Origin of the sequence: Pseudomonas sp. Fl5BN2 (assembly GCF_009908205.1) — a bacterium.
Taxonomy (GTDB): Bacteria; Pseudomonadota; Gammaproteobacteria; order Pseudomonadales; family Pseudomonadaceae; genus Aquipseudomonas.
On the sequence record NZ_JAAARL010000002.1, the window covers coordinates 163,293 to 184,820 of the forward strand.

Annotated in this window: 23 protein-coding genes; 4 read left to right on the forward strand and 19 right to left on the reverse strand. The window is 60.8% G+C overall.

Going from position 1 to position 21,528, the window contains the following annotated elements; genetic code table 11:
• Window positions 1-10 precede the first annotated feature (10 nt).
• The 15 genes from GV819_RS03055 to GV819_RS03125 form a co-directional block, all read right to left on the reverse strand.
• Window positions 11-784 carry a transglutaminase family protein gene (locus GV819_RS03055; RefSeq protein WP_161753377.1) on the reverse strand — a complete coding sequence of 258 codons (774 nt, stop codon included), beginning with the start codon at window positions 782-784 and terminating at the stop codon, window positions 11-13.
• A complete protein-coding gene (locus tag GV819_RS03060) occupies window positions 781-1,731 on the reverse strand; it encodes an alpha-E domain-containing protein (protein ID WP_161753379.1) in 951 nt (316 codons plus the stop codon). The genes GV819_RS03055 and GV819_RS03060 overlap by 4 nt, the downstream gene beginning before the upstream one ends.
• 11 nt (window positions 1,732-1,742) lie before the next feature.
• A complete protein-coding gene (locus GV819_RS03065; RefSeq protein WP_161753381.1) occupies window positions 1,743-3,152 on the reverse strand; it encodes a circularly permuted type 2 ATP-grasp protein in 1,410 nt (469 codons plus the stop codon).
• A 440-nt stretch (window positions 3,153-3,592) separates the two neighbouring features.
• The gene (locus GV819_RS03070; RefSeq protein WP_161753383.1) at window positions 3,593-3,934 is read right to left on the reverse strand and encodes a ribonuclease E inhibitor RraB; all 342 of its coding nucleotides are present in this window, start codon (window positions 3,932-3,934) and stop codon (window positions 3,593-3,595) included.
• A gap of 213 nt (window positions 3,935-4,147) precedes the next feature.
• Window positions 4,148-4,381: a hypothetical protein gene (locus tag GV819_RS03075; protein WP_161753385.1), complete on the reverse strand. Its 234-nt coding sequence runs from the start codon at window positions 4,379-4,381 to the stop codon at window positions 4,148-4,150.
• Window positions 4,382-4,526: 145 nt separating this feature from the next.
• Window positions 4,527-5,135 carry an START domain-containing protein gene (locus GV819_RS03080; RefSeq protein ID WP_161753387.1) on the reverse strand — a complete coding sequence of 203 codons (609 nt, stop codon included), beginning with the start codon at window positions 5,133-5,135 and terminating at the stop codon, window positions 4,527-4,529.
• Between the two features lie 43 nt (window positions 5,136-5,178).
• Window positions 5,179-5,433 carry a YkgJ family cysteine cluster protein gene (locus GV819_RS03085; protein WP_161753389.1) on the reverse strand — a complete coding sequence of 85 codons (255 nt, stop codon included), beginning with the start codon at window positions 5,431-5,433 and terminating at the stop codon, window positions 5,179-5,181.
• 169 nt (window positions 5,434-5,602) lie between these two features.
• Window positions 5,603-6,097 carry a translation initiation factor 2 gene (locus tag GV819_RS03090; RefSeq protein WP_161753391.1) on the reverse strand — a complete coding sequence of 165 codons (495 nt, stop codon included), beginning with the start codon at window positions 6,095-6,097 and terminating at the stop codon, window positions 5,603-5,605.
• Between the two features lie 76 nt (window positions 6,098-6,173).
• Window positions 6,174-7,613 (reverse strand): PLP-dependent aminotransferase family protein, encoded by a 1,440-nt coding sequence (locus GV819_RS03095; protein ID WP_161753393.1) that lies wholly within the window; start codon window positions 7,611-7,613, stop codon window positions 6,174-6,176.
• 205 nt (window positions 7,614-7,818) lie between these two features.
• Entirely contained in the window at window positions 7,819-8,631 is an 813-nt protein-coding gene (locus GV819_RS03100; protein WP_161753395.1) for an OmpA family protein, read from the reverse strand.
• Window positions 8,628-8,984 (reverse strand): DUF4398 domain-containing protein, encoded by a 357-nt coding sequence (locus GV819_RS03105; RefSeq protein WP_161753397.1) that lies wholly within the window; start codon window positions 8,982-8,984, stop codon window positions 8,628-8,630. Before GV819_RS03105 ends, GV819_RS03100 begins: the two co-directional genes overlap by 4 nt.
• Before the next feature lie 9 nt (window positions 8,985-8,993).
• Complete coding sequence (locus GV819_RS03110) at window positions 8,994-9,818, reverse strand: substrate-binding periplasmic protein (protein WP_161753399.1); 825 nt, start codon at window positions 9,816-9,818, stop codon at window positions 8,994-8,996.
• A gap of 80 nt (window positions 9,819-9,898) precedes the next feature.
• Complete coding sequence (locus GV819_RS03115) at window positions 9,899-10,828, reverse strand: electron transfer flavoprotein subunit alpha/FixB family protein (protein ID WP_161753401.1); 930 nt, start codon at window positions 10,826-10,828, stop codon at window positions 9,899-9,901.
• Window positions 10,829-10,830: 2 nt separating this feature from the next.
• Window positions 10,831-11,580 carry an electron transfer flavoprotein subunit beta/FixA family protein gene (locus GV819_RS03120; RefSeq protein ID WP_161753403.1) on the reverse strand — a complete coding sequence of 250 codons (750 nt, stop codon included), beginning with the start codon at window positions 11,578-11,580 and terminating at the stop codon, window positions 10,831-10,833.
• Window positions 11,581-11,837: 257 nt separating this feature from the next.
• Window positions 11,838-12,029, reverse strand: coding sequence for a hypothetical protein (locus tag GV819_RS03125; RefSeq protein ID WP_161753405.1), 192 nt, complete (start codon window positions 12,027-12,029; stop codon window positions 11,838-11,840).
• A 99-nt stretch (window positions 12,030-12,128) separates the two neighbouring features.
• Here GV819_RS03125 and GV819_RS03130 point away from each other — a divergent pair, with 99 nt between their 5' ends.
• Entirely contained in the window at window positions 12,129-13,793 is a 1,665-nt protein-coding gene (locus GV819_RS03130; protein ID WP_161753407.1) for an electron transfer flavoprotein-ubiquinone oxidoreductase, read from the forward strand.
• 93 nt (window positions 13,794-13,886) lie between these two features.
• On the opposite strand, the gene GV819_RS03135 is transcribed toward GV819_RS03130, so the two are convergent.
• Window positions 13,887-14,777, reverse strand: coding sequence for an AraC family transcriptional regulator (locus tag GV819_RS03135; RefSeq protein ID WP_161753409.1), 891 nt, complete (start codon window positions 14,775-14,777; stop codon window positions 13,887-13,889).
• A gap of 180 nt (window positions 14,778-14,957) precedes the next feature.
• Between GV819_RS03135 and GV819_RS03140 the strand changes: the two genes are divergently transcribed.
• Window positions 14,958-16,010 carry an NAD(P)-dependent alcohol dehydrogenase gene (locus GV819_RS03140; RefSeq protein ID WP_161753411.1) on the forward strand — a complete coding sequence of 351 codons (1,053 nt, stop codon included), beginning with the start codon at window positions 14,958-14,960 and terminating at the stop codon, window positions 16,008-16,010.
• Window positions 16,011-16,115: 105 nt separating this feature from the next.
• On the opposite strand, the gene GV819_RS03145 is transcribed toward GV819_RS03140, so the two are convergent.
• Complete coding sequence (locus GV819_RS03145) at window positions 16,116-16,595, reverse strand: GNAT family N-acetyltransferase (RefSeq protein ID WP_161753413.1); 480 nt, start codon at window positions 16,593-16,595, stop codon at window positions 16,116-16,118.
• A 257-nt stretch (window positions 16,596-16,852) separates the two neighbouring features.
• Between GV819_RS03145 and GV819_RS03150 the strand changes: the two genes are divergently transcribed.
• The gene (locus GV819_RS03150; protein WP_161753415.1) at window positions 16,853-17,494 is read left to right on the forward strand and encodes an HD domain-containing protein; all 642 of its coding nucleotides are present in this window, start codon (window positions 16,853-16,855) and stop codon (window positions 17,492-17,494) included.
• Between the two features lie 114 nt (window positions 17,495-17,608).
• A complete protein-coding gene (locus GV819_RS03155; protein ID WP_161753417.1) occupies window positions 17,609-18,826 on the forward strand; it encodes an MFS transporter in 1,218 nt (405 codons plus the stop codon).
• A gap of 286 nt (window positions 18,827-19,112) precedes the next feature.
• On the opposite strand, the gene GV819_RS03160 is transcribed toward GV819_RS03155, so the two are convergent.
• Complete coding sequence (locus tag GV819_RS03160; RefSeq protein ID WP_161753419.1) at window positions 19,113-20,033, reverse strand: PfkB family carbohydrate kinase; 921 nt, start codon at window positions 20,031-20,033, stop codon at window positions 19,113-19,115.
• Window positions 20,026-21,492 (reverse strand): purine-cytosine permease family protein, encoded by a 1,467-nt coding sequence (locus tag GV819_RS03165; protein ID WP_161753421.1) that lies wholly within the window; start codon window positions 21,490-21,492, stop codon window positions 20,026-20,028. The genes GV819_RS03160 and GV819_RS03165 overlap by 8 nt, the downstream gene beginning before the upstream one ends.
• Window positions 21,493-21,528 lie beyond the last annotated feature (36 nt).

Below are 21,528 nucleotides of genomic sequence, written 5' to 3' on the forward strand. Positions count from 1 at the left end.
AAGAGCAGCATCACTGCTGCAACACCTTGGCATGCATCTGTTCGCCAGCGCCGCCTCGGCGCATGCCCCGGACCGGGCAGGCATCCAGATAGTCCAAGCCCACCGCCAGCTTCAGGTGACGCTCGGGTCGTACCAACTGGTGGGTCACGTCAAAGCTGTACCAGGCATTGTCCAGCCAGGCTTCGGCCCAGGCATGGCTGGCCAGTGCCGCACTGTTTTCACGGTACAGATAGCCGGAGACAAAGCGTGCAGGAATCCCCAGGCTGCGGGCACAGGCGAGAAAGGTATGGGTGTGATCCTGGCAAACGCCGCAACCTCCAGCGAAGGCCTGGGCGGCGCTGGTGGCCACATCCGTCGCCCCCGGCGTGTAGGTCATATGCTGGTTTAGCCCGTGCATCAGGTCGATCAACCCTGTGCGATCACGTCGTTGCCTGCACTGTTGGCCGGCGAACGCGCGCAATGCCTCATCGGCTTCGGTCAGACGAGTGAAACGCAGGAACGGCAGGGCCGATTGATGCTCATGCTCGGCCTCGCGCAACTCATCGATATCCACTTGACCACGGGCGCCAATAATCACCGAATCGTGGGGCTCATCCAGGGTCAGCACGTGCAGAATATTGCCAAAAGGATCCAACTGCGCTCGTACCGGCCGAGGCAGGTCGAGCTGCCAGCTCAGCACCTGCTGGCGCTCGCTGTCGTGGGGCGTCAGGCGCAAGTACTGGATGCTGGCACGTACCGGGTCTTCGTAGTGGTAGGCGGTTTCATGGCTAATGGAGAGTCTCATGCAGCCTCCAGGTAGGAACGGTGAATGGCGTTGCCCAACTGGCGTACCAGCGGGATAAAGTCGGTCAGCCAGGCATGCAGGCCCTCGTCGAGGATCTCGTCGATTCCGGTGTAGCGCAGGCGCGCGTCGATTTCCGCTGCCAGGCGCTGGGCCGGGCGTCCATTGATCCCGGGCAGGCTGGCGAGGATCTGATCGATCTCTTCGGTGCAGGCCCGCAGCGAGCGCGGTACGTCGGCACGCAACAGCAGCAATTGCGCGACATGCCGTGCGCCGGGGGCTTCGCGGTAGATCTCGGTATAGGCCTCGAAGGACGAAAGGGCGCGAAGCAAGGCACTCCACTGGTAATACGCGTGGGCGGTACCATCGCTGACCGCGGCAGCTTGATCGCCGGCCATCTCGTAGCGGGCATCGAGCAGGCGCAAGGTGTTATCGGCGCGCTCGATGAAGGTTCCCAGGCGGATAAATCGGAATGCATCGTTGCGCATGATGGTGCCGTAGGAGGCCCCGCGAAACAGATGGGAGCGTTCCTTGATCCACTCACAGAAGCGGTGCATGCCATAGGCACCCAGTCCTTGCCTGGCAATCTGGTGAATATCCAGCCAGGTGGCGTTGACGTTTTCCCACATGTCCGCGGTGATGCGCCCACGTACTGCATGAGCACAGCTGCGGGCCGACCCCAGGCAGCTGTAGATACTGGCGGGGTTGGCCGCGTCCAGGGCGAAGAACTGCAACAGTCGTTCGGCGTGCAACGCGCCATGACGGGCCAGGTAATCCTCCAGGGTGCCAGTGATGCGCAGCGGCATGGCCAGTTCGTGCAGACCGTCGCCCCGTCCGTCCTGGGGCATCAGTGACAGCGAATAGCTGACATCGAGCATTCGCGCGAGGTTTTCCGCGCGCTCCAGATAACGCGACATCCAGTACAGATCCGAAGCGGTTCGACTCAACATGGCAGGCTTCCTTAATCCTCGACCACCCAAGTGTCCTTGGTGCCGCCGCCCTGGGAGGAATTCACCACCAGAGAACCTTCACGCAGGGCCACACGGGTAAGACCTCCAGGCACCACGCGGGTTTCACGACCGGAAAGGACAAACGGACGCAGGTCGATATGCCGTGGAGCAATGCCGTTTTCGACAAAGGTCGGGCACGTGGACAGGGACAAGGTGGGCTGGGCGATATAAGCCTGGGGCCGGGCCTTGATCCGCGCGCGGAAGGCTTCGATCTCCGCGGCGCTGGCGGCCGGCCCCACCAGCATGCCGTAGCCGCCGGAACCCTGGGTTTCCTTGACCACCAGTTCCGGCAAATGCGCCAGCACATGGGACAGCTCATCAGGCTTGCGGCACTGCCAGGTGGGCACATTCTTGAGGATCGGCTCCTCGTCCAAGTAGAAGCGGATCATCTCTGGAACAAAGGGGTACACCGACTTGTCATCCGCTACCCCCGTGCCAATCGCATTGGCCAGCACCACATTGCCCGAACGGTAGGCCGCCAGCAGCCCTGGCACGCCCAGCATGGAATCCGGGTTGAACGCCAGGGGATCGAGGAAGGCGTCGTCCAGACGCCGGTAGATCACATCCACCGCCTGAGGGCCGTCGGTGGTGCGCATGAAGACCCGATCATCACGCACCAACAGGTCGGCACCCTCCACCAGCTCCACTCCCATTTCCCGGGCCAGGAATGCGTGCTCGAAGAAGGCGCTGTTGAAGCGGCCCGGGGTCAGTACCACGACACTCGGATCGTCCAGCGGGCTGGAGCTCTTCAAGGTATCCAGCAACAGGTTAGGGTAGTGATCGACGGGAGCGATGCGCTGGGCAGCGAACAGCTCAGGAAACAGGCGCATCATCATCTTGCGGTCTTCGAGCATGTAGCTGACGCCGCTGGGAGTGCGCAGGTTGTCCTCCAGTACGTAGTAACTGCCGTCGCCGTCGCGCACCAGGTCCACGCCGCAGATATGCGCATAAACGTCGCCATGCAGATCCAGACCCTGCATCGCCAATTGATACTGATCGTTGGCCAGGACCTGCTCGGCGGGAATGATTCCGGCGCGGATGATCCGTTGCTGGTGATAGAGGTCGGCGAGAAACAGGTTCAATGCCCGCACCCGCTGAATGCAGCCACGCTCGATGACCCGCCACTCACTGGCCGGAATGCTGCGGGGGATGATGTCGAAGGGAATCAGGCGTTCGGTGCCCTGCTCGTCGCCGTACAGGGTGAACGTGATACCGGCGCGGTGAAATAACAGGTCAGCCTCACGGCGGCGCTGAGCCAGGAGCTCGTCGGGGGTATGCGCCAACCAGCGAGCGAACTCTCGATAGTGTTCGCGGACCTGGCCATCGGCCGTATACATCTCATCAAAACCGCGGCGGATCATGCCGTGCTCCTTGCCACCCGGGCACTTGGGCTTCACAAGCCCCGTGCCATCGGCATAAGCGCTTTGGTATCAGATAGTTACTGACTGCGCGGCATCCATCCACCCGTTCAGTGCAGCCGGTGCGTCAATCTCGCCCTCCCCGCACCATGGCGAAGCAAGGCTTTGGCTATCACCAGCATAGTCAGAGTTGATTTCACTGCCCGGTCGCACATGCAGATAATCGCCTCCATCGAGCAAACACTTCACCAAGCCTGATGAAGCCGCTGCTGCAACGTTGATGACAAGCGGATCCGGATACTCCCTACCGGCTGCCTCTCCTGACCGACCTTCCCTTTTAGCCACCCAATCGGGTGGCTTTTTTTGCCTTTTTCATCCCCCATAAAACGCAACTGGCCGACCCAGGGGTCAGCCAATTGTCAGTCTCGAGAAGATTGCGCAGGCTATACCAGCCGCCCTCGAACCTCCTGCTTCACTCCCCACCCCTCAATAATGCCGCCCAGGGGCTCGACCACCGCCTCGAAGTCCTGTTCAAAATCCCCGATGCCGCCATGGGTGGCGTACATCACCTTGCTCAGTTCCAGATACCAGGCGCCATCGTCACGCACGCTGATCTGGGCATTCAAGGATTCACCGCGAAAATGTCCTGCCGCCCTGCGCGCCCGCTCCTCATCCGGGAAAATGGCGTAGAACTCGATGGGATGGAATCGTGAAAAGTCAAAACCGCCTTCTTTCATGCGGCGCAGCACACTGCTGCTGATGTCTTCTTGAAAGGCTGTGCTCATGAAACGTCCTCCTCAAACCGATGGATAGACTTTCCGTGCTTCCCGACCCGCCGGCCAAAGTAACCGGCATCACGACCCTGGGCGGGTCGTCAGGAAACAAGCATGGAGCTGACAAGATCAGAGCTTAGCGAAGAATTCGCTGATCTCGTTTGCAGATTAGCGCCAACCTCTGGACGCCGCCAGAAATTGCTGCCGGAACGACCTCTGCCCTCTCTAGATCGGCGTGATGCCGAGAATCTGAATGCTGTTCTGCTCTTTCAGGCTCTTGAGCGTGGGCGCCTCGATACGCCCATCCAGATCGTTGAGATCCAACTCGGCACTCACGGGCAGCAATTTGGCCCGCACCAGTTGTGCGGCTCGCTCCAGCGTCGGTTGCTGGTCGCAATCAAAGTGTTCGACGGACTGGACACCATGATCATCAACGAAAGTGACTTGCCACTTTTGCATCAGTGCCTCCTCGATAGCCCCAAGAGTGGGCTTACAACATCTCGACCTTGAGCCTTGGGCAATCGTTCCACCAGGCGGGCCTGCGGACACCAATAAAAAGGCCGCCCGAAGGCGGCCTTGGTGAACCCGGTGAATACTTAGCCGATCACGGCTTTTCAGCACGGGCCTTCAGCGCCTTCAAAGTATTGAAGGGTGCATCCACCACGAACTTGTTGGCCAACCAGGACGGCACGCTGCCACCCGGCTCGGTGTGCACCTGGTAGGTCACTTCAACCTGGTCGGCCCCCTTGGGGACGAACTTCCAGTAACCCTCAACCTGGGCCACACGTACGAAGCCTTTCTCTTCGGGGATGTAGCTCGGCACGCCTTCAAGCTTGCGGGTAAGACTGCCGTCAGCGGCCTCGCTGGTGGTGATGTGCAGCACCGAATCACGGGCGGTGACCGGCCACGGGGTATTGAACTGGGTATAGGTCCAGCTTTGATCGCCCTCATGCTTGAGCAGTTTCTGGGTCTTGCACTCGTGAATCCAGGAACAGGCGCCGGCCACGTCTTCCTGCAGTGCGCGGAGCTTGGCGATGGAGGTCTTCATGGTAGTCACACCACGGTAGGCCTTGTATTTGGAGCCGGCCACTTCGCTCAAGGAAATCTTGATGCCGTCTTCATCCTTGGCCGTTTGCCAGTCTTCGGCGTGAGCCGTTGCCGCCAACAGCACGGTTAAACCACAGAGCACAGCAATTCGATGCAGCGAACCCATTGTCTTATTCCTTATTGTTGAAGTTCCGTTCATTGAGAACACCTTAAGCCGCTGTCATTTGTTCCCACCAACCGATCAAGCGGATGGCTTCTTCACGACTTTCGCCACAAACCTCAGGATCTGCCTGGAACGCGCCACACACTGCTGGTCGCTCTGGCATGCCGAAAAGACCGCACAGGTGTTCGACAGAAAGATGCAGGCAGCGTTCTCCCGCCGGTTTGCCCTGGGGCATTCCGGGAAGCGGTGTACTGATGGAGGGGGCAATACAGCAGGCGCCACAACCTTCACGGCAGTTCATGACGAAAAACTCCTCGCGACAAGCAAAGTGTCGAATGACTCCCGGTAAGAGTAACCGCTAAAACAGCCGTTTTAAATTACTCAAAGAACGGATTTGACGCACAACCGTGCGTGACTGATCAGTCTCCGACAAAGTGTCGACCCAGCCAGTCACGGCAATGCTGAAATTTTTACTGTTTGAACTCGAAATCCAGGGCAGCGCCTTCGATTTCCCGACGCTCCTCATTGCGCAACTGCAATTGCATTTCGTTGCTGAGCAAGCGGCCATTGAGCTGGAACGGGCTGCTTTCCTTGGGTTTCTCGCCGAACATCTGCGGCAGCAGCGGCTCACGCTTGGGCAGTGGCACGCTACCGACAGGTTGCAGGTGCTTGACCATCTCCGGCGGCAGGCTCAAATCCAGCTTGGGGCTGGTCAAAGGCGTCTTGATGTCTTGATAGGCCCACTTGGATTTCGACGTGGCCTTCTTGTTCGCCGGCTTGGCCTTTGCGGCACTGGCTGGCGCCTTGTTTTTGCTCGCAGGCGTTTTCTTGGTGGTAGTCGGCTTGCTCGGGTGGGAACTACTGGCTGCCGGTTTGTCCGAAGCCGAGTCTGCCTGGACGGACGTGACGGGGGCAACTCCCAACAGGCAGACGCATAACCAGAAGGCAGGAAGAAAGGCTTTCATAAAGGCAGGTAGATCGACAAAAGGTGCCCTATGCTCGCTTGTTGCAAGCCCCATGACAAGCACGGGGCTTGATTGTTTAAAATCCGCCGGCCGCTTCCTGGCATAACTGGCTGGCAAGCATTCCCAAGGTCATCAACGCTCGTTCGGCTTCACGGTTCCAGGGAGTGCCACAGTTCAAGCGCACACAGTGATTGAATTGCTCGGTGTTACTGAATATCAATCCGGGGGCAATACTGATGCCTTGCTGCAAGGCGCGCACATGCAGCTCCTGGGTGTTGACCCGGCCCGGCAGGCTGACCCACAAGATGAACCCCCCATTGGGCCGAGTGATCTGCGTACCCTCAGGAAAGTACTGCTGCACCGCCAGTTGAAAGGCACTGAGGTTCTTGCGGTATTCCTGGCGAATGTAGCGCAGATGCCGGTCATAACCACCGTTCTCCAGATAGGCCGCGACGCCCATCTGAGTCACGCTGCACGCCGAATGGGTACTGAACGTCTGCAGGCGCTGGATCTCCTGCTGATACTTGCCGGCGATCATCCAACCGATGCGCACTCCCGGCGACAGGGTCTTGGAAAAGCTCGAACAGTAGATCACCCGATCCAGGCGGTCATAGGCCTTAAGAGCCTTGGTGCGCCCCACCTCGAACATCAACTCACCGTAGATATCGTCCTCGACCACCTGGATATCAAAGTCCGAAGCCAGGCGCAGCAGTTGCTTCTGCCGCTCTTCCGGCATGGTGCCGCCCAGGGGGTTGCTCAGGCGCGTGGTCAGCACCAGGGCCTTGATCGACCATTGGTTGGCCGCCAGCTGCAAGGCCTCAAGACTCATGCCGGTAGAGGGATCGCTGGGAATCTCGATGACCTTGAGCCCCAGCAGGTCCGCCAGTTGCAACAAGCCGTAGTAGGTCGGCGACTCCGCGGCAATCAGATCACCCGGCCGGGTCAGCACCCGCAGCGACATCTGTAGCGCATCCACGCAACCGTGGGTGATCACCACTTCCGAAGGATCGACCACCACCCCGGCATCGCGCATGCGAATTGCCACCTGGCGCCGCAAGGGCTCGAACCCCGGACTGAACATATAGCTGAATGCCCGAGGGCTATGAAAACGCGTGACCTTGGCCAATTGCTGGTGCAGCGCCCGCACCGGCAGGTAGTCGACGCTGGGTACTGCAGCGCCCAGAGGAAAGACCCCTTCGCGACGGGATTCCACCAACACCTGCTGGATAATACTGCTGCGGGTCACCAGTCCCGGGCGCTCGACCCGAGCGATGTCCGGCGTCGACGCGGTCAGCGCCGGCGTCTGGTGCACGTAGTAACCCGACTGTGGGCGCGCACGGATCAACCCCTGATCCTCCAGGTTGGCGTAAGCCTGGAGCACCGTGGCGTGGCTGACATTGAGCTGCGAGCTCATCTTGCGCACCGACGGTACACGCTCGCCCGGCTGGTAGACACCACGGCGAATATCCTCAGCCAACTGCTGAGCGATACGTTGATAGAGCAAGAGATTGGTCATTGCGCAGCACTCGATTTCACGGCGTTTTATTCTTGTGTGAAACAATACCGGCACAGTTTAGAAGTGTACTGGGACAGTTTCTACAATAGTCGAGGATGTGGGGCAGTGAAAAGTAGAACTGTAGGGTTTTTGCGAACCCCGTGGCAGGCATAAAAAAACCCGACGCTTGCGAGGCGTCGGGTTTTCCCAGGGCAACAGGTTGGTTTCAGCGAGAAGCGCCGAGCTGGCCCTTTTCGTCAGAGAAGACGATTTCTACCCGACGGTTCTGCGCCCGGCCCCGTTCGGAGGCGTTGGCTTCAACCGGATAGTCGTCGCCATAACCCTCGACCTGGATCCGCTTCTCATCAATCCCCAGGTCCACCAGCACATCCGCCACCGCTTGAGCGCGATCCCGGGACAGTTGCAGATTGCTCTGGCGCTCGCCGGTATTGTCGGTGTAACCCTCGATACGCACCACGCGCTTGGGGTTGAGCTGGAGAAATTGCACCACCTTGAGCACAGTACGGTTGGCCGAATTCTTCAGCTCCGCCTCCCCGGTATCGAACAGCACATCGCCCAGGGTCATCACCAGGCCACGATCAGTCTGGGTGGTGGCCAGGCTGATGATCTGCTCTTCCAGCCATTTGCCCTGCTGTTGCACGCTCAGCAGCTTGGCTTCACGCAGGGCCAGTTGCAGGCGCTGGCGCTCCAGCTCAAGCTTGGCCGCGCGTTCCTGATTCAACATCTGCTCGGTGTGTTCGCGAGCAATTTCGCTGTAACGGCGGCTCAGATAGGCATAGTGCTCAACGTCGCCACCGCTGCCCCAATAGGTCGACAGGCGATCGGCACGGGCCAGGGACTCACCGGCGCGGATCACGTCCTTGGGCGCTATACGCAGCACATTGGAATCTTCCTTGACCTTCTGGAAGTCGATACTGGCTTGCTGCAAGGCTTCCTCGCTGTGCTGACCGGCACAGCCATAGAGACTGGCGCAGGCCAACAGCACTGTAGCGCCGAACATGGGTTTGAAGAGCTTCATTGGGCATCTCCCAATTGCTTGCGCAGGCGAGTGATGCGGGTATTGAGTACGTCTACCTGCTCCTGGCTCTTCTGGGTCAGGACTTTGGCCTCGGCCAAGCGTGCATCCAGTTCGGCCTGCTCGGCACGCATCCGCGCCTTCTTGTAGGACTCATCCTGCATGTTGCCCTGGGCTCGGGAGAACTTGTCTTCGGCCAGTTTCAACTCAGGCACATCCTCGCTAGAGGCCCCTACGGCCTTGGCTTGCTCCAACGCCTGGGCAGTGAGGCGCATCTGCTCGTTGGGTGCTGGATCGGTTGCACAACCCGCCATGGCCAACAGGGCCACGGCAGCGAAAAGAGGTCGAATAGTCACACAAGATTCCTACGGTTTTGGGCTGTTGACGGGTTGCTGCAACTGGGCCTTCCAGCGCTCAAGATTGCGCTGCAGCAAGGCCTCCGTCAGACCGGACGCCGGCAATTCTGTCATCTTTTTTGCCAACTGTCCGCGCAACCATGGGTCATTGCAGGCCGAGTTGTGGGAGAGCGCGAGAAACAGTCCCGGTTTGTCGATAGGTTGGGGAAATGCTGCCAGATCCGCTTCCATGCCCAAGGACTGGGCCATGGCCATGCCGGCATAACGCGGCGCCAGGACATAATCCACCTCTCCCAGAAGCAAGGTCTGAAAGACCTGGGTCAGGTTCGGTAGGCGCTTGAGCTGCAAGTGGTCCTTGGCCATAGCGACAAAAGGCTGGGTCAACCGGGCCTTTTCCGATACAGCGCCAGGATGCCCAGCAAGATCCGCCGGCTGGGTGTAGCTCAGGGTCGAATCCTTGCGGGTCCAGACCAGGTAGTCGTTCTGCACCAGGGCCGGATGGATGTAGTCCAGGGACTCCAGTTCATCCAGGGTCAACGGCGCATCGGCAAGCAGGTCCATGCGCCCGGTACGTACTTCCTCCAGAGCCTCGGAGCGTTTGCCGGCGTACAGCAACTCGACCTTCAACCCCATCTCCCCCGCTACCTGCTGTAACAGGTCGGCGCTGGCACCCATCAGATGCTTGGGATTCTGCGGGTCACGCCACAAGTAAGGCGGCGCATCAGGACTGCCCGTAACCACCAGCCGCTCGCACTTGCCCGCGGCCATCGACAGCGACGGCAACAACGTCAGGCCCAACAGTGCTGACCAGCCACTCATGCGGCGCAGATCCATGGCAAAACTCTCCCCCAGCAAACAGCAGACAAAAAAAACCCGGCCAAAGGGCCGGGCTCTTTATAAGTGAAGCCGCCGGATTAGACCAGCTTCTCCAACTCGGGTACTGCTTCGAACAAGTCCGCCACCAAGCCGTAATCAGCCACCTGGAAGATCGGTGCTTCTTCGTCCTTGTTGATCGCAACGATCACCTTGGAATCTTTCATACCGGCCAAATGCTGGATCGCACCGGAAATACCGACGGCGATGTACAGCTGTGGCGCAACGATCTTGCCGGTCTGGCCGACCTGCATGTCGTTGGGTACGAAACCTGCGTCGACCGCCGCGCGGGAAGCGCCGACAGCTGCGCCGAGCTTGTCGGCCAGGGCGTACAGGTGCTTGAAGTTGTCGCCGTTCTGCATGCCGCGGCCGCCGGAAACGACGATCTTGGCAGCAGTCAGCTCAGGACGATCGGACTTGGCCAGCTCTTCGCCAACAAAGCTGGAAGTACCCGCATCCTTGGCAACAGATACAGCTTCAACCGCAGCCGAACCACCTTCACCGGCAACCGGGTCGAAACCGGTAGCGCGGACGGTGATGACTTTTACCGCAGCGCTCGATTGCACAGTAGCGATTGCGTTACCGGCATAGATCGGACGCTTGAAGGTATCAGCGCTTTCAACCGAGATGATCTCGGAGATCTGATCAACATCCAGCTGAGCGGCAACCCGCGGCAGGATGTTTTTACCGTTGGAGGTCGCGGCAGCCAGGATGTGGCTGTAGCCAGCGCCCAGCTCTACCACCAGCGGAGCAACGTTTTCCGGCAACTGGTGCGCGTAAGCGGCGTTATCAGCCACCAGCACCTTAGCCACGCCAGCCACTTTCGCAGCCGCTTCAGCCACGGCGCCAACGCCCAGGCCTGCAACCAGCACGTGGATGTCGCCACCGATTTTCGCGGCCGCAGCCACGGTGTTCAGCGTGGCCGGAGCCAGCGCCTTGTTGTCGTGTTCAGCGATTACCAAGATAGTCATGATTAGATTACCTTCGCTTCGTTTTTCAGTTTCTCGACCAGTTCAGCCACCGACTTGACCTTGATGCCCGCGCTGCGTGCAGCCGGCGCTTCGACTTTCAGGGTCTTGTTGGTGGAGGCGGTGGAAACGCCCAAAGCATCAGGAGTCAGCACTTCAAGAGGCTTCTTCTTGGCTTTCATGATGTTTGGCAGGGACGCGTAGCGCGGCTCGTTCAAACGCAGGTCGGTGGTGACGATGGCCGGCAGCTTCAGCGAAACCGTCTGCGCACCGCCGTCGACTTCGCGGGTTACAGCAACGCTGTCGCCGTTGACTTCGACTTTGGAAGCGAAAGTGCCCTGACCGTAGCCGCTCAATGCAGCCAGCATCTGGCCGGTCTGGTTGTTGTCGCTATCGATGGCCTGCTTGCCGAGGATCACCAGCTGTGGCTGTTCCTTGTCGACCACAGCCTTGAGCAGCTTGGCCACGGCCAGGGAGTTCAGTTCATCGGCAGATTCGACGAGGATGGCACGGTCAGCACCCAGAGCCAGCGCGGTACGCAGCTGCTCTTGAGCGGTGGACGGGCCGATGGAGACGACGACGATTTCAGTCGCCACGCCTTTCTCTTTCAGGCGTACGGCTTCTTCCACTGCGATTTCGCAGAAAGGGTTCATCGACATCTTGACGTTGGCGAGGTCGACGCCGGAGTTGTCCGCTTTGACGCGAACCTTGACGTTATAGTCGACCACTCGTTTGACAGCTACAAGAACCTTCATGGATTCCTCGTTACTCTCCGGTGAAAAGAAAGTCGCCTAGGCGAGAACCTGGCGGTTGATGCTCATCGGCACAAGGGCACCTCCAAAAACGCTGGCGTACATCAGGTTGACCTTGCTCACGGGGTGATGACCGTTCGTCAGTGGTGACCGACGAGTCATTCATTATCGCGGCGTGTAAACTGCGCACTTTCAAGCTGCGCGGTGCGTCACCTTTACTGCCTTTGCCCTGTCTTTAGAGGTGCTCTTGAAACCAACAGTCAGCCTACGGCGAGCGCAAAACCGACCGTATCTTGACCGGAACGCCTTTTCCGGTCAATACGGCAAAATAGCCGTTCATGAGCCGCGCTTCTTTGATTTATCTGGGCTGCGGCAAATTCAAACAAACGTTTGTATTGGACGCTGAGAGTGGTGTAGATATAATGCGCCGCCCAGAGAGAAAGGTCGGCCATCCTCACCTCCTCCCCCCATGTGTGATGGGAGAAAGCGCGGATGCAACGCCAAACCTCCAATTAGAAAAAACCGTTGAGCCTTGAGTAGGAGATAGCCTAGTGGAACGCGAATACATGGAATTCGACGTGGTCATCGTCGGTGCCGGCCCCGCAGGCTTGTCCGCCGCTTGCCGCCTTAAGCAGAAGGCCGCTGAAGCCGGTAAGGAAATCAGCGTCTGCGTGGTTGAAAAAGGCTCCGAAGTCGGTGCTCACATCCTTTCCGGTGCCGTGTTCGAACCTCGGGCCCTGAACGAATTGTTCCCGGATTGGAAAGAACTGGGCGCCCCGCTAAACACCCCCGTGACCCGCGACGACATCTATGTCCTGCGCAGCGGTGAAGCCGCCACCAAGGTTCCAGACTTCTTTGTGCCCAAGACCATGCACAACGAAGGCAACTACATCATCTCCCTGGGCAACCTGTGCCGCTGGCTGGCCCAGCAGGCCGAGAACCTGGGCGTGGAAATCTACCCGGGCTTCGCCGCCCAGGAAGCCCTGATCGACGAAAACGGCGTGGTCCGCGGGATCATCACCGGTGACCTGGGTGTCGACCGTGAAGGCCATCCAAAGGAAGGTCTCTATACCCCAGGCATGGAACTGCGCGGCAAATACACCCTGTTCGCCGAAGGCTGCCGTGGCCATATCGGCAAGCAGCTGATCAAGCAGTTCAACCTGGACAGCGACGCCGACGCCCAGCATTACGGCATCGGCCTCAAGGAAATCTGGGAAATCGATCCGGCCAAGCACCAACCGGGCCTGGTGGTGCACACCGCCGGCTGGCCGCTGGACATCATGAGCAACGAGAACACCGGCGGCTCCTTCCTCTATCACCTGGAAAACAACCAGGTGGTGGTGGGCCTGATCGTCGACCTGTCCTACGCCAACACTTACCTGTCGCCGTTCGACGAGTTCCAGCGTCTCAAGCATCACCCGGTGCTCAAGCAATACCTGGAAGGCGGCAAACGCATCAGCTACGGCGCCCGCGCACTGGCCAAGGGCGGTATCAATTCGCTGCCGAAGATGGTCTTCAAGGGCGGTGCACTGATCGGTTGCGACCTGGGCACCATGAACGTGGCCAAGATCAAGGGCAGCCACACCGCGATGAAGTCCGGCATGCTCGCCGCCGATGCGGTAGCCGACTCGCTGTTCGCCGGTTCCGAAGGCGCCGACGAGCTCAAGAGCTATGTCGACTCGTTCAAGGCCAGCTGGCTGTATGAAGAGCTGTTCGCCAGCCGCAACTTCGGCCCGGCCATGCACAAGTTCGGCCCGATCATCGGCGCCGGCTTCAACTGGTTCGACCAGAACATCCTCGGCGGCAAAATGCCGTTCACTCTGCACGACACCAAGCCGGACTACGCCTGCCTGAAGCTGGCCAAGGACTGCACGAAGATCGACTACCCGAAACCCGACGGCAAGCTGAGCTTCGACAAGTTGAGCTCGGTGTTCATCTCCGGCACCAACCATGAAGAAGAACAGCCTTGCCACCTGAAGCTGACCGACCCGAGCATTCCGTTGGGCCGCAACCTACCGCTGTACGATGAGCCGGCTCAGCGTTACTGCCCGGCCGGCGTGTATGAAGTGATCACCCAGGAAGACGGCGAGAAGCGCTTCCAGATCAACTCGCAGAACTGCGTGCACTGCAAGACCTGCGACATCAAGGATCCTGCGCAGAACATCACCTGGGTCACCCCGGAAGGCTCCGGCGGCCCGACTTACCCGAACATGTAAGTCACCGCTGTGCCAAAGAGGCTCCCAATGAAGGGAGCCTTTTTTATGCTTGCGATTCTCTGGCAATCCAACACCTACCTGCGAGCAGCGATTTCAAGCCGTGCGTTCATCACCCGGATTACGCTCGAAGTAGCGCTTGTACTCACGACTGAACTGCGACGTACTCTGATACCCCACTCGATGCGCCACCTGGGCCACGCCCAACCCCTCCCCCAACAGCAACTGCTGGGCCTTGAGCAACCGCAGGCGCTTGAGGTACTGCACCGGCGACAGCAAGGTGCTGCGCTTGAAGTGCTCATGAAAGGTCGAAGTACTCATGTTGGCGCAACGGGCCAGGGTCTCGACATTCAACGGTTCGGTGTAATGTTCGTGCAGGTGATTGAGCGACGCCGCCACCCTGGCGAATTGCCCCTGCTGCTCCACCAGTGCCCGTAACGCATCGGCCTGAGGCCCGCGCAAGGCGGCGAACAGCAACTCTCGCACCCTTGAAGCACCCATGATCTTGCACTCCAGAGGATCGTGCAGGCAGCGCAGCAACCGCTCCACGCACCCGCGCATGGCGTCATCGAGCACCGCCGAGGTCATGGACTCCAGGGTCTGCGCCGAAACCGTGCGACCCTCGGTGATGCCCATGGCCAGTACCAGTTCCCCCAACATCGCCCGATCGATGGCAATCGAAACCCCCAACAGCGGCGCATTGGGCAAGGCAAAGGTTTCGCATTCGAAGGGCACCGACAGCGCCTGGATCAGGTAATGCCCGGCACCGTACTCCAGGGTCCGCGTGCCCAGGTAGGCCAGCTTGCTGCCCTGAACGATGATCATCAGGCTCGGCTCGTAGATCTGTGGTCCCCGGGCCACATCACGGCTGGCCCGCAGCACCTGCACCCCAGGCAATGCAGTGGGGATAAAGCCGTCACGACTGGCAAGGGGCTGGAGCAACGAAACCAGAGGGGCATTGGCGTCGAGGTGACGGGTCAGCAGCATGGGGAAAACTTCACGGAAAAAGGGATGAAAACATCATCGCAGGTCTGCTGGCCAATGCCGCGCAAAAACCGCCAATGACGGAGGAATAGGCATGACATGCCGAGGAATCGCCATGGCTGCAACGACGCTCGACGCCGAAAATGCCTCGCCTCACTTGTCAGCGCTTTTGCGAGGTTCACCATGTACACCGCCATCGGTTATGCCACCCAATCGGCCACCACTCCCCTCGCCCCCATGAGCTTCCAGCGACGCAGTCCACGTGCGGACGACGTCGCCATCGAGATCCTCTACTGCGGCGTCTGCCACTCCGACATCCACCAGGCCCGCAACGAATGGGGCATCGCCGTGTACCCGCTGATGCCCGGCCACGAGATCGTCGGCAAGGTCACCGCTGTCGGCGCCAACGTCAGTCGGCACAAGGTCGGCGACCTGGTGGGCGTCGGCTGCATGGTGGACTCCTGCCGCCACTGCGAGGCCTGCGCTGCAGATCTGGAACAGTACTGCCTGGAAGGTCCGACCATGACCTATGCCACCCCGGACCGGGTCGACGGCAGCAACACCATGGGCGGCTACTCCGACAGCATCGTGGTCAGCGAGCACTTTGTCGTACGTATCCCAGAGAAGCTCGACCTGGCCAGCGCCGCACCGATTCTCTGTGCCGGCATCACCACCTACTCGCCACTCAAGCATTACGGAGTCAAGGCCGGGGACAAGGTGGGCATTCTCGGCATGGGCGGCCTGGGCCACATGGGCATCAAGTTCGCCAAGGCCCTGGGAGCCGAAGTGACCCTGTTCACCCGCTCGGCGGGCAAGGCCGAAGAAGCCCGGCGCCAGGGCGCCGATCATGTGATCGTGTCCACCGACCCGGCGCAGATGCAGTCAGTGGCCGGGCATTTCAACTTCCTCCTGGACACCATTCCGGTGCCCCACGATCTCAACCCTTACCTCGACACCCTGCGCTTTGACGGCGTGCATATCCTGGTGGGCCTGATCGAACCGGTGGACCCGGCACTCCACGCCGGCAAGCTGGTCATGAGCCGTCGCGTACTAGCCGGCTCGCTGATCGGCGGCATTGCCGAGACCCAGGAGGTGTTGGATTTCTGCGCCGAACATGGCATCACCTGCGACATCGAAATGCTCGACATCCGCCAGATCAACGAGGCCTACGAGCGCATGATCAAGGGCGATGTGAAGTATCGCTTCGTGATCGACATGGCGACCTTGAAAGCCTGAGCCACGGTTTTTGCAAGCATGGCTTGCCAGCGAAATGCGCATTTGTAGCCTGGGCCAGGCTGTCGTGCACTGGCGCTGGCACTCCAGAACCTGCGCCGGGGAACTTCAACCGCGGGCGAAAGCCCGCAGCACTTCACCGTCCATGCGGTACTTGACCCATTCTTCCTGAGGCTGCGCGCCAAGGGACTTGTAGAACTGGATCGCCGGTTCATTCCACTCCAGCACGCTCCATTCGAAGCGCCCGCAGTCGTTATCACAAGCAATCTGCGCCAAGTGCCGCAGCAGTTGCTTGCCCGCTCCGCCACCCCGTTGTTCCGGGGTGATGTAGAGATCTTCCAGGTACAGGCTGTTGCTGCCCAGCCAGGTCGAATAACTGAAGAAAAACACCGCAAAGCCGATCGGCAGACCCTCGCGCAGGCAGATCAGCCCGTGGGCCGTTGCTCCTTCGCTGAACAGACTGCGCTCGATGTCGGCGACGCTGGCGATCACTTCATGGCGAGCGCGCTCGTAATCGGCGAGTTCGGTGATGAAGGCAAGAATCTGCGGGGCATCACTGGGCAGCGCAGGACGGATTTCGACGGTCATCGACGGTTCTCATGGCGGAATCAGGCGGCCATATTAGAACGACAGGAGAAAAACATGCACGGGCATTTATGCACCTGGGCGAACCTCTGGACCCGACCGGTGCTGCCAAAGGCTGCGATCAGCCTGGGCGGCACCGCGACGTAACAAGCGTTGCTCTTGAGCACCTCGGAACACCCTGCGGACCTGATCATCCGAACGCGGCCCGAGCCTGCGGCAACTGCTACAGTGACGCCGAACTGGCTATCGCGGAACGCCGAATGACCTTCGCCCCCCTGCAAACCCTGGCAGCAACCCTGCTGCCTCACGCCCTCGCCCCCGTCGATGACGGCGCCCATGACCTGTCTCATCTGCAACGAGTGTGGACCAACGTAAAACGCATTGCTGAAGAGGAAGGCGGCGACCTCAAGGTGTTGCTGGCCGCGACCCTGCTCCACGATTGTGTGGCCGTGGAAAAAAGCTCGCCGCTGCGCTCCCAGGCTTCACGGCTGTCGGCGGACAAGTCCCGCGAAATTCTCGAAGAGCTCGACTGGTCGAGCCCAGAGATCGACGCCGTGGCCCACGCCATCGCCGCCCACAGTTTTTCCGCCGCCATTGCTCCCACGACTCTGGAAGCCAGGATCCTTCAGGACGCCGATCGGCTGGACTCCCTCGGGGCCCTCGGCGTAGCGCGCACCTTCTATGTCGCTGGGCGCCTGGGCCGAGTCCTTTACGACCCAGCGGATCCCTGTGCCAGCCAGCGCGATCTGGATGACTCGCGTTTCACCCTGGATCACTTCGAGACCAAGCTGCTGCACCTTGCCGCAGGTTTTCAAACCCCGACCGGTACCCGCCTGGCGCAGATCCGCCATGAGCGCCTGCAACACTTCAGGCAAGCGTTGCTGGAGGAAATCGGCCAGTAAGGCCAGTCCTTACTCCGCTGCCAACTAACCCTGAGACCAGCAGGAACACAACAAACACCTGGCATCGCCATGTTAGAAAGCCCGGCATAACTCCAAGGATAAAGAGGCGCTTTCATGTCCGCGCGTGCTACGCAGGAATCCCAGGGGGCAGGCCCCCTGTTCGGGCTGTTCTGCCTGGGCAGCTATCTGCTGTCACTGTCTTACGGTTCGACCTTTCTCTTGTCGCTGCTGATCAGCACCCGCGGCGGCAATGAGCACGACGCCGGCAGCGTGATTTCCGCAGCGATGCTCAGCACCTTTGTCGCAGTGATCGGCTCCGGGCACCTCTCGGACTGGCTTGGCGCCGCCCGTTCGGTAGCCCTGTTCGGCTGCCTGCTGGCGCTGGCCAGCCTGGGCTTCGCCCTGACCCCGGGGGTCGGCCACGCCTTGCTGTTCTTCGGCCTGACCCTGGGCCTGGGCTGGGGGGTGTTTTACACCCTGGGACCGATCATCGTGGCGATGCTGGTGGAGCCCGTACAACGGGCACGCTACTTCGCCCTGCTGTCCGGCAGCATGATGAGCGGGATTGGTTCCGGGCCCCTGCTGGGTCGCCTGGGCAGCGCCCTGGGCTTTCCATTGACCAGCGCCTTTTTCATCGCGGCGGTGGCCAGCCTGCTGGGGGTGCTGATCTTCTGGAAGCTGGATGCCCGCTTGCGCCAACGGACCAATCACCTGGGCGCCTCAGCCGCGAGAATCACCTGGGTCGGCATGGCTCGGGTACTGTCCTCCAAAGCGCTGTTGCCGATCATCATGGTGGGCCTGGGAGGCTGCGTATTCGGCGGCCTGTCGAGCTTCCAGACCAGCTACGGGCCTTCCCGCGGCGTGGACTACTCACTGTTCTTTCTCGGCTTCATGAGCGCCGCCATCGCCAGCCGGATGCTGATCGCCGGCATCGTGGTCAAGCGCGATCCTTACCGTGCCTCCTGCCTGCTGTCAGGATTGATGGTGGTGTCGATCCTGCTGTTCCTGTTTGCCGTGGACAGCAGCGCCAGCTACCTGCTGGCTGCGGTGGTACTGGGAGTCGGCTACGGCCTGACCTATTCGGTGATCAATGGCCTGGCAGCCAACGAAGCACCGGCCGGCAGCACCTCACAAGCGTTGCTACTGTTCAGCCTGTCCTACTTTATCGGGGTATTCGGGTTTCCCTTGCTGGCGGGGAGGATCATTGTCGATGCTGGCATGCAGACACTGCTGTTCACCGTGCTTGGCATTGCCTTGCTGAACTGGCTGATAACCCTCGGGCGCCTGGGCTGGCGCCGCATGTACCATCCACGGACTGCACGCAGCACCTGACACCGCTCGTCGATCCCCAGGCACCAAGCGCAACCCGGCACCGACCAACATCAGGTAACGGCTCTAACCCATGGAGGCGACACCATGATCAAGGTCCAATTCTCTGCCCTTGCCCTGGCCGGACTGCTTCCACCGCAGCACTGGCCGATGCCAGCGGACCGACCGCCCCCGTGGAAGGTCCGAGATACCCCGCCACCCAGGGCACGCCGAAGATCAACATCGACCCGCCAGCTATGGACGAAGGCTCGTTGCCGCCGACCACCGGCAGCGAGCTCCCTCGCGACAATCACTGGGCGTCGAGCAGCGCATCCACTTCGGCACTGCCCGGTGCCGTGGCCGGCCCACGGCGGGTAACCGCAATGGCCGCTGCCGCGTTGGCACGACGGGCCGCCGCCAGAGGCTCATGGCCGGCCGCGAGCGCGGCGATAAAGACCCCGGCATGGGCGTCACCGGCGCCATTGCTGTCCACGGCCTCGACCTTGAATCCCGGGACCTGAACTTGATGTCCGTACTGACTGATCCAGCAGCCCTGAGGGCCGTCCCGCACCACCAGCAAGGTGCTAGGTGACAACCATGATCCAAGTCGCGGCAACGCCTCGGCAATCGTTGAGGTAGCAGTGAAATGCAGCGCTTCGATCCGGTTACTACTCCAAATATCGATCCGCGGCAACAACGCCGCCATCAGCGGCGAGTCCGCCGAATCCACCAGGGGGCCTGGGTCGAACATCAGCGGCACCGAACGGGGCAACCCCAGCAACCAGTCGATCAGGGCCTGGGCCTTGCTCGCCTGCAGCAGGCTGTAGCCGCTGACGTAGAGATAATCCCCAGCGGTCACGGCGACCTGTGCCAAGTCCTGCGCCGACAACTCGCCCTCGGCACCGATATGGGAAATGAAGGTGCGCTCGGCGGACGCTTCAGTCACCGCCACGCACAAACCGGTGTCGGCGCCAAGGCTGCGCGCAAGGCTCACCTGAATGCCTTCGGCCTGCATGGCCTCCCGCGCCAGGTCGCCAAAACGCCCCTGACCGTGACGGCCGAGATAGACCACCGGCAAGCCGTTGCGCGCAGCTGCGGCCATGACGTTGAAGCCGCCACCGGCCTCGAAGCACGCCGACTCGGCCAGCACATCACCACCGGAGGCCGGCAGACGGTCTACGGCCATCACCAGATCGACGATCACCTGGCCACTGTGGAGCAACCTAGGCATTGGCATTCTCGACAAAGCCGCTACGCCGGTCCCGGGCTCCGCCGAGCAAGCCATAACCGCCGCCGGCCACCAGGAAGGTGACGATCCAGCCCAGGCCGTTATGGCCCAGCCAGGAGTCGGCCAGCGGCCCGTTGAACCAGACGTCTTCAGCGGTGGTGCCAATGCTGGTGAAACAGAACCCCAGGACGATGGCCAGCACCCAGGCGCCAAAGGCGCGCCACTCGATACCACCCTGGTACCAATAGGCACTGCCAGGGCCGACATTCAGCAAGTCCTCGGCGCTGTAGTAGTGACGGTGGATCAGGTCCACCACGAAGATCCCCACCCAGGCGGTGATCGGTACCGCCAGCAACGAGATGAAGCTGATGAAAGGACCGTAGAAACTGTCGGCGATCAGCATGAAGTAGATCGAGCCGATGAAGATCGCCACGATGTCCACCAGCACTGCATAGACCCGCTTGACCTTGAGGCCCAGGGTCAATGCGGTGAGGCCGGCGGAATACACCGAAAGGTTGTTGGACAGCAGCAAGCCACCGAAGGCGGCGATCAGATAAGGCACGGCCATCCAGGTCGGCAGCATGCCGCGGATTGCGATGATCGGGTCGACTGCCGAGGCCAGTTGGTCATTGCCTACCGACAGCAGCCCTCCCAGGGTAATCAGCAGCACCAACGGGATACCTGCACCAAAAGCCGCCGAGGCGACCAACCGCCCGGCGCTGACCGAACGCTGCTGATAGCGCGACATGTCTGCCCCGGAGCTGGCCCAGCCAATCCCGGTGCCGGCAGCCATGGTGCCGATACCGATGATCATCGCGCTCAGGGGCGCAGGGGATGCATTGAACACTGCGGCCCAGTCGATGGTGGCGCAGAGAAAACCGCCCACCAGTACGTTCAACGCGCCGAAGCCGTAGGTGGCCCACTTCTGGATCACCAGCAAGGTGGCGTGACCCAGGCCGGAGACACTCAAGGTCATCAACACGAAGATGCCGATGAACAGCAGGGTCAACAGTGGCGCATCCTTGGCGGATGCCGGGGTGTGGAACAGGATCGAACTCAGGGACAGCAGGACAAAGGCCGCAGTGGTGGTATTGACCGTCTCCCAGCCGACCCGCGAAAGCATCGACACCAGGGTCGGGCCGATGTTGCCGCGCACGCCGAAGATCGCCCGGGACAGAGTCAGGCTTGGTGCCCGCCCACGGCGGCCAGCCACCGAGATCAACCCGACCACGGCGAACGAGCCCACCGAACCAAGGATCGCCACCAGCAGTACCTGCCAGATCGACAGGCCGCGGAACGCCACCAGGGTCGCCCCCAGGGGCAAACCGAGGATGCTGATATTGGCCGCGAACCAGACCCAGAACAGCTGTAGTGGATGCCCGTTGCACTCCGCCTCGGGAACCGGCTCGATACCGCGGGTCTCTAGTTGCCCGGCGCCTGGCCCGGCGGTCGATGAACTCATGAAGAAGGCTCCTGTTGCCGTTGTTATGGTTTTAGG